Raw genomic sequence first — 10,472 nt, 5'->3', positions numbered from 1 at the left:
GGCGAGGTCGCCATCGCCGGACTCGGCTACGCCCTCGCCGAAGGCAACGCCCGCGTCGTCACCACCCGCGGCGACGTACAGCAGGAGGCACTGGCCTCCTGACGCTCGGCCACGCCCTCGGGCCCTCCGCACACGGGGGGCCCGAGGGCGCGCCGGGGCAGGCGCGGGCCGCCACCGGCGGCCTGGTGCTCGCCGCGCAGACGACACCACACCGGCCCGGTGGGTTCATCTGTCTTGTGACGAGATGCCGTAGGGGACATTCGGGTGGAGCATCGCGCGCTCCGCAACCTTCCCCACGCTCCCGTGAGTCGTCCTGGCCAGTGGTACGACGACCAAGGAGGCACTCGTGACCGGCTTTCAGGCTTTCACCTCGGGCACCGCGGCGCTGCAGGATCTCGACCCCTACCGCTTTCCCGCCGCGTTCGTCGACGACCTGCCCGCGCGGCCCGCGGCACCCCGCGGCGTGACGGAGTTCGGCGAGCACGACCACCTGCTCCCCGCCCCCGACCCGGCGAGCCGCCTGGCCGACCCTCTCGACCCGGCCGACCGCCGCCGGCTGGAACTGCACGCCACCCTCACCGCCGCGGGCATCGCACCCCTGCCGGGCGACCTCGACGCCATCGAGGCCCTGTGCCGGCTGGACGACACCACCCACGTGGCGCTCCGGCGGTGGATCGCCCGCACCATGTGACCGCAGAACGCGGTACGCCCCGGACACGGGCCCGACCCCCGGCTACTGTCCGCGCCCGGTTCGCGGCGCAGAGCGAGAGCCGCCGCGGGGGCGTCGGGCCCCGTCCAGCGGGTACCCGCTGGACGGAGGTGGCCCACCGTGCAGTACAGCGACTGGATGCTCACCGTCACCGAGCGCGGAAACGACTCGACCCGGCTCGACCGGCGCCACCCGGACGGCGCGGCCTGGACCCGAGGCAACGACGTGCGGCCGCTCGTGCACGGTGCGGCCTACTTCGCCGAGCTGCTCGGAGCCGTACGGGCACAGCGCGCCGGCGACCTGCTGCTGTTCACCGACTGGCGTGGCGACCCGGACGAGCGCCTCGACGGCGAAGGCTCCGAGGTCGGCCGGGTGCTGTGCGAGGCGGCGGAGCGCGGAGTGATCGTGAAAGGGCTCGTGTGGCGCTCCCACCTGGACAAACTGCAGTTCAGCGAGACCGAGAACCGCCATCTGGGTGAGGAGCTGGAGCAGGCCGGCGCCGAGTGCCTGCTCGACATGCGGGTGCGGCCCGGCGGCTCGCACCACCAGAAACTCGTGGTGCTGCGCCACCCGGACCGTCCCGGCCTCGACGTCGCGTACATCGGCGGCATCGACCTCTGCCACAGCCGCAACGACGACGCCGCCCACGCCGGCGACCCCCAGGCGGTGCCCTTCGCGTCCGCGTACGGCCGCCGGCCGCCCTGGCACGACGTCCAGCTCGCCGTCCGCGGCCCGGCGGTCGGTGACCTCGAAGCCGGCTTCCGCGAACGCTGGGAGGACCCCTCGCCCCTCAGCCGCAGCCCCGCCGTCAGACTCCGCGAACTCGCCCGCCACGAGGACACCCGCGCCGACCCCCTGCCGCCGCAGCTGCCCGACCCCGAGCCGTGCGGCAGCCACACCGTGCAGGTGCTGCGCACCTACCCGAACCGGCTGCTGCGCGGATACCCCTTCGCTCCGGACGGCGAGCGCAGCATCGCCCGCGGCTATCTGAAGGCGCTGCGGCGGGCGCGGTCACTGATCTACCTGGAGGACCAGTACCTGTGGTCGCCCAACGTCGTCGGGTTCTTCGCCCGCGCGCTGCGGGAGAACCCCGACCTGCGTCTGATGGCCGTCATCCCCACCCTGCCCGAGCAGGACGGGCGGCTCACGCTGCCGATGAACCTCGTCGGACGCGTCGCGGCCCTCGAGGAGCTGCGCCGGGCGGGCGGATCCAGGGTCGCCGTGTACGGGCTGGAGAACCCCGAGGGGAAACCCGTGTACGTGCACGCCAAGGTGTGCGTGATCGACGACGTGTGGGCGGCGGTCGGCTCCGACAACATCAACCTCCGTTCCTGGACCCACGATTCGGAACTCAGCTGCGTGATCCTGGACGACACCCTCGACGGCCGCGAGCCGGCCGACCCCGCCGGACTGGGCGACGGGGCCCGCCGCTTCGCACGCGACCTGCGCCTGGAACTCTTCCGCGAACACCTCGACGCACCCGAAGCGGGCACCCCGCACACGCCGGACGACCTGTGCGACCCGGTGAAGGCCTTCGACGCCTTCTCCGCGCGGGCCGCCGCGCTGGACGCCTGGTACGAGAACGGCCGCCGCGGCCCCCGCCCGCCCGGCCGGCTCCGCGCCTACCGACCGCCGGACATGTCCCGCCTCACCCGTACCGTCGCCATGCCGCTCTACCGCCTCCTCGTGGACCCGGACGGCCGCCCCCTGCGACTCCGGCGGCACAACGCGTACTGACACCGGTCCGTCAGGGCACCCACCGCCTGGTGACGCACGGCGGGGAGGAGGACGCCGGGCCGTCCGCTTCAGCCGCGCGTCCGCGGACGCCGTCAGTCGAGGAGGTCCAGGAGGCCCGACGAGGAGCCCCCGTCGGCGGTACGGCGGTGCACCATCGGGCGCGGGTCCGGGTAGGTCTCCGTCGCGGCCCTCGCGCGAACGACGTCGGGACCGCCGCACGCCTCGACCGCGAAGGCGCCGAAGACCTCGGCGAAGGCGGCCGGGTCGCGGAACTCCACGCCGTACGCCCGGCCGTCCCGCAGCGGAACCCACACCGCCCGGTCACGCCGTGGCCACTCGGGCACCGGCTGGCCGTCCGCGGTCGACCGCCCCTCCAGCCACAGCCGCGCCACGTGCAGCAGGTTCACCTCTTCCATCGGCAGCCGTTCGCGCCCCACCCGCAGTTCACGCGTCGTCAGCTTCATGCGCCGGTCCTTCCTCGGGTACCAGACCACGCCGACCCCGAACGGCCCCCACAGCACGATCCCGATCAACGGCCAGACCAGAGCGTCGCCCCACGACCGCACCAGGCCGCCGTCCAGCAGGTACAGGGCCCCGAAGACCAGCACCCACTTCGCCGTCATCCGCCAGAACCCGCTGCCCTGCCGGTACAGGACCCGTCGCTTTCCCGTCATCGCCATGACCGCACGCTATCCGCAGCCACGCAGCTCACGGCAGGCGCCCTCCGCCACCACCACCCACGCCTACCAGACACCGCGGGACCCCGAAGGGCTCGCCACCGCGCCCGGCTCGATCAAGGGCGTCACGCTCGCCGACAACGCCGCGCACCTGACAGGGGGTCCTGGAGCGGGCCGAGCGGAACGGCCCCGTGATCCTCGTCTCCCACAGCCGGGGCGGCGTCACGGCCACGGCCGCGGCCAACGCGCGCCCGGATCTGATCGGCTTCGCCGACCGGGCACAGGCCGCGACCTGGGGCCGCATCCCGAGACGTACATCCGCCTGGCCGACGCCGCCGGCCTGCCGCTCGCCCTGCAGGACCGGCTGATCCGCGAGGGCAACGAGCTGACACCGGACAACCCGTACGACGTCCGCACCCTTGAGGTCGGCGACGACGAGCAGGACCTTGCCTGGCCGCCCGTACCCTCCGGACGCATGCGCTCCGCTCAGGGCCACAGCAGCTCGTGGCGCCAGGGCGCACCGGCGGCGTCCCTGCGGTAGACCACGCGGTGGTGGACCCGGTCGGTGCTGGCCTCCCAGAACTCGACCTCGGTGGGGGAGAGGGCGTACAGGGTCCAGCTGGGCGGGCACGGCACCTCGTCCGGGTGGACCGCGCCGAGCCGCTCGAACTCGTCCAGCGCGGCCTGCCGCGAGGGTAGCGGCCCCGGGCGGTGCAGATGCGCCGAGAGCCGCGATCCCCGGCCGCGCTCGGCGAAGTCGCTCTCGGAGGCGGCCCGGCCCTGGTCGACGGCGACGCCGGCCAGCCGGACCTGGCGGCCGACGGCGGGCCAGTAGAAGTGCGCGGCCACCCGCGGCTCGGCGGCGATCTCCAGGCCCTTGCGGCTGTCCGCCGGCGTCGCGAAGAAAACGGCGTCCTCGTCGACGTCCTTGACGAGCAGCACCCGGCTGGAGGGCGCCCCGTCGGCCGAGACCGTGCAGATGCTCATGGCGTGCGGCTCGGGCTGCCCGGCCGCCTCGGCCGAGAAAATCCATTCCGCGATCCGCGGCACGGGATTCTCCGGAAGGTCCTTCTCGGTGAACACCGTCGTGCCGACGTTCGCGAATACCGGAATCGACCTGAGTCTGTCGCGCATTGTCTCGTGCACTTTCCCGAACCTACCGGTCCCCGGCCCCCGCTCCAAGAACACGTCACGTTTCAAGACCTCGCCCGTCGCGTGGCATTCTTTTCGGTCGCAGGGAGACGAATTCCGGACCCCGCGTCACCCTCCCGGCCTCCGCCTCACTCCTCCCGGTCGCCGTACGCGGCGAGGGCGGCCGGCCACCGGGCGACCGCCGTCGCCCCGGGATCGGGGTGCCCGCGCGCTCGCTCGCCGAGGCAGGAGGAGCGCCCCAGGCGTGGCGTGAGCGAGGCGGTCGCGGCCGCGCCCTTCTCGGCCGCCTCCGCCGCGAGCCGCAGCGCGGCCCAGGGCGGTACGGAGGGTCTGTGCCGCCGGCAGCAGCGCGTCCAGCATCGTGCGGTCGCCGACGGACGCCCCGCCGAGCCGCCCGACCTCCGCCGCGCCCTCGGCGAGCGCCCGCGCCCACACGGGGGCAGGGTCCCGGCATCGGTGCGCGTCGCCCGCAGGGCGTCCAGAACGGCGTCGACGGACGGCGAGGTGAAGATGTCCCCGCACACCGCGGCCGTGAGCATGCCCGGGCCGACGTAACCGGCGTGCGCGGGCTCGACCCGCGCCCCCGCCGGAGACCACCGCGACCCGGTCCGGTCGGCGGTCCTCGCGCACCACCGTGGTGGAGCCGTCGAGGAGGGCGACACCACGGTGGGACAGGGCCAGGCCCTCCACCACGCCGCGCTCGGCAACTCCTATCCGGATTCCCACGTGATGGCCCGCCGGATGGGCCTCTCCCTGCGCAGCTGCCAGCGCCACGTCTCCGACCTGATGCGCACCCTCGGCGCCCGCAACCGCCTCCACGCCGGCTACCTCCTGGCCCGCGCGGGCCTGTGAGGCGCCGCCGACTCGACGACTTCGCTGTCGATCAGGACGCGGCCGCCGGGCACGAGACGCCCCGGTCTCGGCCCCACATCCCGGCCCGCGAGGCAGGCATTGGCTCGGGGGAACCGGGGCACGCGGGTGTGCATGGAGACCCATACGACTGGCATGACCACCGCGCGTGGCGGGCTGCCCGAGCGACGGGCCGGCGCCTCGCACCGGCGGACCGGAGGGCGGCACCGGTGCTCCGGGCGGCGCCGGGGCAGGTGGCACCGTCGGCTCGTGGCCTATCGCGAGATCGAGCTGCTGCCCTGCCCCGCCCCGGAGGCGAACGGCGAGGACTGCCTGCTCCTGGTGCACATCCGCAAGGTCGTCGGACGGGTGACGTACCGCGCCTGCGACCGGTGCGCAGAGGGAGTGATCACCGACCTGGCTCTCGACGAACCGTTCCTCGGCAGCGGGCTCGGCACCCGAGCGCTGTCGTATCTGCGCTCCCGGTATCCCGGCGTCACCTGGCGCGCCACGCTCGACCGCCGCTTCACCCGCGACCTGCTGCGGCGGATGCGCGTCCCGATGGCACGCGCCGGGCAGAGCTGCCCCCACCTGCTGCCCCCTGTCGACGCCCCTGCCGGTGCCTGAGCGAAGCCGGCAGGCCGCGGGACGAGGCGGCGCGTGCTCGGGCCGGGGCCGCTCGGCCGGTGCGTGGTGCCGACGGCAGGCCCACGCACGGTGGCGGTTCGTGTGCCGGGCGGTACGAGGGCCCGGTGAGGAGCGCGACGGGCTGCTGCTGCAGTGCAAGGGCGCCGCCGCGGCCGCGGCCGCGTGGTGGGTGGCGGCCTGGCTGCTGCCGTCGACGGTCACGGCCTTCGCCACGTTCACCGCCTTGCTGGCCCTGCAGTCCACGGTCTACCGGTCCCTGTGGGACTCGGCGCAGTATCTGGGGGCCATGGCGCTGGGGACGGCCGGAGCGGCGGCGTTCGGCAGCACCGCCGGCGTCCACGTCTGGAGCGTCGGGGTCCTCGCCTTCATCGCCCTGATAGGCGCACGGTTCCAACTCCTCGGCCGCCAGGGCGCCCAGGTGCCCGTGGTCGCCCTGTTCGCGTTCGCCGGCGGCGGTGGCGACATCGACTACATCGGACATCTCGTGGCGGCCGCGGCCATCGGGGTGTGCTGCGGACTGGCCGCCCATCTCGCGGTCGCCCCCTCACCCCACACGGACACGGCACAGGAGATGACCGCGGACCTCACGGCCCGCGCCGAGAACCTCCTGCGCGCACTGGCCCGCACGGCGGAACAGGAAACCGGTGAAGAGAGCTCCCCGGAGTACTGGGCCCGCCGCAGCCAGGAGCTGGCCACCCGGGCGGCCCGGGTCCGCGCGGCCGTGGACCGCGAACAGGAGAACACCCGACTCAACCCCCGCCGCCCCTGGAGCAGCGCCGAGGAATCACTGCACCGCTGCCATGAGACGATCAGCATGACCGAGCGCCTCGGCACCCACATCCGCTCCATCGCCCGCGCCCTGACCCACGCCCCGCGCACTCCCGAAACGGCGCGGGTTCTCACCTCGTACGCGAAGCTGCTGCACGCCACCGCCGACGCCCTGCAGTGCCTCCGTCCGCCCCAGGGCCCGGAGGACCCCGACGCACTGCGCGGGCACATCGAGGACGCCATGCGGCGCTACCACGACGCGACCGCGGCGGTGCGCGAGGACCGTCCCGACACTCCCGGCGAATGGCCGGTCTACGGCACGGCCCTCAACGAGGCCGTCCGCATCCTCGAAGAGATCGAACACACGGCGGACCGCACTCGAGATGGCTCCCCTGAGCCCTGCCGGTCCGAGTGACACGGCGCGGCGCGGGCCGGTCCGCGCGCTCGATTCCGCCCAAGGTCACGTCAGCGTCCGCCACCGACCGATCCCGCCAGGAGTGGAAGAGCTCGACGCATGGCCGTGCCGCCTGCGGAAGGGGGGACCGCAGGCGGCACACCGACCACCAGCCAGCGCCGCCGCCCGCGACTCGGGGGGTTGTCCGCGGACGGCGGCGCTGACGTGCGTCTGCCCCCGCATTCCCACTCCACACCTCCCCTCTTCGGGGGAAACGGAGATGGGTTCCAGGCCGGGAGGGGCTGAACCTCGGCGCGTACACGGACATCCGGGAACCGTCCGAAGTGCCACGCATGGAGGCGGTGTTCGGGGGCACACGGGTGTCGAGCGAATGGGGCCGCTCAACCGGCCCTGCGGCTTCCCCCACCGCAGGGCCTCATGGGGTGGTGACCGGCCCGCACCTGTGGTGCGTGCGGGCCGGTCACGCTACCCCCGCCCCACCCCGCGCGTCGCGCCCCGCTCGCTTCACGACCTGGCGCAAGGCCATGGTCGTACCGTCCGGCAAGGGCACCTGGCGGGCGTGCGGTCCGGACCCCTCACCGATGCGGGTTGCGGAACAGGCCGAGTGTCTTGGTGAGGGTCTTCAGAGGTGAGGTGTCCTGCCGCGGAGCGCCCGGGGCGATCGGCGTGGAGATGTCGTTGCCGCCGGTGGCTTCGGCGAGCGCGGCGAGTGCCGACTCGGCCGCTTCGCGGTACAGGTCGCAGGACGCGGTCATGGCCTCGAGCGCTTGGGCGTAGCGGGTGACCATGGTCCGTGCGTGGATGAGCTCCTCCTCCTGGGTGAGGAGGTGCCATCCCTGGCGCAGCCGCGCCAGGGCCGGTTCGGCGTCGGCCGGCAGGGGACGCGGCGCCGAGGCGAACTCGCTGATCGCGCGCAGGAGTTCGGTGGGTTCCGTGCCGTCGAGGAAGACAGCGCGTACGGTGAAACGCTCGGCGTCGTAGCCCGGGGCGTGCGGTGCCCAGGGCAGCACGACGGCCCCGCCGCGCGGCAGCCCGACGCCCAGCTCGCGTTTCATCGCGAAGTCGGCGATCAGCGCCTGTTCCGGCGTGGCCCGGTGCTCGACCACCCGGTGCCGCAGGCTCGGTGGCAGAAACGCGGTGATCGGCCGCCGCCCCCGCGCGTCCGGCGTCATCGCCTCGTGCACCACGACATGGATGAACCAGCTCTGCCGGGCGCACGCCCGCAGCCGCCGCCGCAACGCGCCGTCGTCCTTCGGCAGGTGGTTGACCGCCCGCAGCCGCACGCCCGGAACCGTCTCGTGATCCCAGGCGACCTGGTCGCTGTCGGGCCAGAACACGGTGGCGGGCGACGGCCAGTCCGTCTCCCACGCCCGCTCCGCCTCCGCGGCCAGCACCCAGGTGACGCCCTCGCTCTCGCTACGCCGGGATTCCGGCCCGTACGTGGTGAGCTGAGCGCGCACCGTGACACCGTCCCCGACGCGCCGCCGGGCCTCGAAGACACGGCGGGCACCGGGACCGGCGTCGGCGGACGCGTCCCGGGGAAACATGTCGGTCGAGCGGGCCGCCTCGATCGGGTCGAGCTCCAGGAAGTCGTCGATCACCCCGGCCGCCTTCAGGGCGAGCAGGTTGCGCCGGACGTCCAACTCGGGCTCGGGCCCGAGGTGACGCCCGCGTCCGAGCCATACGGTGTCGGGGACAGTGGTCGATGAAGTGCTGCTCTTGGCCATGGAACCGTCCAGTGCGTGATCGGGGCTCGACCAGTATGGTCCGCGGCGACAGGGGCTCGGTCCACGGGGCCATGGCGCCGCCTTCACGGAGGGCGGCCCGCCGCCGCGGAGGGAACGCCCGCCGGAGACCCCGGAGACCCCGGAGACCCCGGAGACCCCGGAGAGCCCGGAGGCCCCGGAGGCCCCGGAGGCCCCGGAGACCCCGGAGAGCCCGGAGAGCCCGGCCGAGGTCGGTCGCCCGACGGCGCGGGACGGCGAGGGGAGCGCAGCCCTCGGCCATCCGCCCTCCCGCGCTCGCGCTCCGTCGGACCGACGGTTCCGGGCCCCCGGACCCACCCCGCGCACCGACGCTGTTCAGTACCGCAGCAGCCCCGCGTCGATCCGCTCCCACGCGGCCCGCAGTTCGGCGAGCCGTGCCTGTTCGAAGGGTGCTCGGTCCGCCTGCTCGCGGGTGTCCTCGGACAGGTGGAAGAGCTGGTCCCGGCCGGACTTGCCGCGGTAGTACTTCCAGTCGCCGCGGCGCAGTGCCCGCTCGCCCCGCACCCGCCAGAAGAGGTCTCGCTCGGGCACTTCGGCGCCTCGCAGCAGGTGCCCGGCGAGGCTGACGCCGTCGAGGGGGTACGCGGGGTGGGGACGGGCACCGGCCAGGTCGAGGAGGGTGGCCGTCCAGTCGGGCGTGAACACCGGCAGGTCGCTGACCTGGCCGCCGTCGATCCGCGCCGGCCAGCGCAGGATCGACGGAACGCGAATCCCGCCCTCCTGGAGGGAGCCCTTGTTTCCGGCGAGCGGCCAGTTGTAGGAGAAACGCTCCCCGCCGTTGTCGCTGCCGAAGAAGACGAGGGTGTCCTGCTCCTGGCCGGAGCGCCTCAGCGCGTCGAGGACCCGCCCGATCGAGCGGTCGAGGTCTTCGACCATCTCCCTGTACTTCTCGATGGAGCCGCCGTCCTGGTGCCAGAGGGCGGAGCGGTCGCCGGTCTTGATCCGGCGGACTATCTCGGCGCTCGTGTCCTCGTCGCCGTCGGCGATCCAGGGCCAGTGCGGAGTGGTGAAGTTGAGGTTGAGCAGCCAGGGCCTGTCATGGTCCCGGCTGACGTACTCGCTCGCCCGCTCGGTGAGGATCCGGGTGTAGTAGCGCAGGTCCTTGTACACGGCGTCGCCCTCGTAGAGGTCGTACTCGCCGCCGAGGCCGAGCTTGGAGTAGTACTCCAGGGCTCCGCCGAAGTTGCCGAAGAACTCGTCCCAGCCGGAACGGGTCGGGGAGTAGTCGGGAAGGTATCCGCAGTGCCACTTGCCGATGAGGGCGGTGGCGTAGCCGGAGTCACGCAGCAGCGAGGCGAGCGTGGGATGCGTCGGCTCGAGCCCGACGGACTTGTCGGCGATCGGCTCGGCGAGACCTCCCTTCGTACGGCCCGGGTAGCGGCCGGTGTAGAGGCTGAAGCGGGTGGGCGAGCAGGTCGCGGAGCCGGAGTAGGCGTCGGTGAAGCGGACGCCGCCGCGGGCGAGGCGGTCCAGGTGCGGAGTGCGGATGTGCGGGGAGCCGTAGGAGGAGAGATCCGCCCAGCCCAGGTCGTCACCCAGGACGAAGAGGATGTTGGGCCGCCGGGAGTGGCGGCGCGGGTGCGCGGCGCGGAAGGGGCGCTCCCGCGGATCGGCCGGGATCGCCTGCGCGGACGGCGCGGCGGCACCGAGGGCGGCAGCGGCGGCGACACCGGCGGCGGCCCCACCGAGGGCACGGCGGGACAGGGGCGTGGACATACGAGTCTCCAGAAGGGCGTGCGGATGTACGGGCA

At 73.8% G+C, this 10,472-nt stretch carries 9 protein-coding genes and 3 pseudogenes; 6 read left to right on the top strand and 6 right to left on the bottom strand.

Annotated features, from left to right (window positions below):
* The first annotated feature begins 346 nt into the window (after window positions 1–346).
* Complete coding sequence (locus tag ABTZ91_RS32480) at window positions 347–691, top strand: hypothetical protein (RefSeq protein ID WP_352080814.1); 345 nt, start codon at window positions 347–349, stop codon at window positions 689–691.
* A gap of 138 nt (window positions 692–829) precedes the next feature.
* Window positions 830–2,446 (top strand): phospholipase D family protein, encoded by a 1,617-nt coding sequence (locus tag ABTZ91_RS32475; RefSeq protein ID WP_352080813.1) that lies wholly within the window; start codon window positions 830–832, stop codon window positions 2,444–2,446.
* A 92-nt stretch (window positions 2,447–2,538) separates the two neighbouring features.
* Here ABTZ91_RS32475 and ABTZ91_RS32470 read toward each other — a convergent pair whose 3' ends face one another.
* Window positions 2,539–3,126: a hypothetical protein gene (locus ABTZ91_RS32470; protein ID WP_352080812.1), complete on the bottom strand. Its 588-nt coding sequence runs from the start codon at window positions 3,124–3,126 to the stop codon at window positions 2,539–2,541.
* Between the two features lie 46 nt (window positions 3,127–3,172).
* On the opposite strand from ABTZ91_RS32470, the pseudogene ABTZ91_RS32465 reads away from it, so the two are divergent.
* Window positions 3,173–3,664: pseudogene (locus ABTZ91_RS32465) on the top strand (hypothetical protein); the annotation flags it as partial.
* Here the strand turns inward: ABTZ91_RS32465 and ABTZ91_RS32460 are convergent.
* The 3 genes and pseudogenes from ABTZ91_RS32460 to ABTZ91_RS34200 form a co-directional block, all read right to left on the bottom strand.
* Window positions 3,610–4,257: a pyridoxal 5'-phosphate synthase gene (locus ABTZ91_RS32460; RefSeq protein WP_352080811.1), complete on the bottom strand. Its 648-nt coding sequence runs from the start codon at window positions 4,255–4,257 to the stop codon at window positions 3,610–3,612. The pseudogene ABTZ91_RS32465 and the gene ABTZ91_RS32460 overlap by 55 nt on opposite strands.
* 146 nt (window positions 4,258–4,403) lie before the next feature.
* Window positions 4,404–4,526 (bottom strand): annotated as a pseudogene (locus ABTZ91_RS34205) (DAK2 domain-containing protein); the annotation flags it as partial.
* Between the two features lie 121 nt (window positions 4,527–4,647).
* Window positions 4,648–4,710, bottom strand: a pseudogene (locus ABTZ91_RS34200) (hypothetical protein); the annotation flags it as partial.
* Between the two features lie 231 nt (window positions 4,711–4,941).
* On the opposite strand from ABTZ91_RS34200, the gene ABTZ91_RS32440 reads away from it, so the two are divergent.
* From ABTZ91_RS32440 to ABTZ91_RS32430, 3 genes are all read left to right on the top strand, one after another.
* Entirely contained in the window at window positions 4,942–5,127 is a 186-nt protein-coding gene (locus ABTZ91_RS32440; protein ID WP_352080810.1) for a hypothetical protein, read from the top strand.
* A 267-nt stretch (window positions 5,128–5,394) separates the two neighbouring features.
* Window positions 5,395–5,751 (top strand): N-acetyltransferase, encoded by a 357-nt coding sequence (locus tag ABTZ91_RS32435; RefSeq protein ID WP_352080809.1) that lies wholly within the window; start codon window positions 5,395–5,397, stop codon window positions 5,749–5,751.
* A gap of 100 nt (window positions 5,752–5,851) precedes the next feature.
* The gene (locus tag ABTZ91_RS32430; RefSeq protein WP_352080808.1) at window positions 5,852–6,955 is read left to right on the top strand and encodes an aromatic acid exporter family protein; all 1,104 of its coding nucleotides are present in this window, start codon (window positions 5,852–5,854) and stop codon (window positions 6,953–6,955) included.
* A gap of 575 nt (window positions 6,956–7,530) precedes the next feature.
* On the opposite strand, the gene ABTZ91_RS32425 is transcribed toward ABTZ91_RS32430, so the two are convergent.
* Together ABTZ91_RS32425 and ABTZ91_RS32420 are read right to left on the bottom strand one after the other, a co-directional pair.
* Window positions 7,531–8,682, bottom strand: coding sequence for a hypothetical protein (locus ABTZ91_RS32425; RefSeq protein WP_352080807.1), 1,152 nt, complete (start codon window positions 8,680–8,682; stop codon window positions 7,531–7,533).
* Between the two features lie 354 nt (window positions 8,683–9,036).
* Entirely contained in the window at window positions 9,037–10,437 is a 1,401-nt protein-coding gene (locus tag ABTZ91_RS32420) for a sulfatase-like hydrolase/transferase (RefSeq protein WP_352080806.1), read from the bottom strand.
* Window positions 10,438–10,472 lie beyond the last annotated feature (35 nt).

Origin of the sequence: Streptomyces sp. NPDC126499, assembly GCF_040302485.1 — a bacterium.
Taxonomy (GTDB): Bacteria; Actinomycetota; Actinomycetes; order Streptomycetales; family Streptomycetaceae; genus Streptomyces.
The sequence above is the reverse complement of the archived record's forward strand: the minus strand, read 5'-3'. Positions and strand labels throughout refer to the sequence as shown.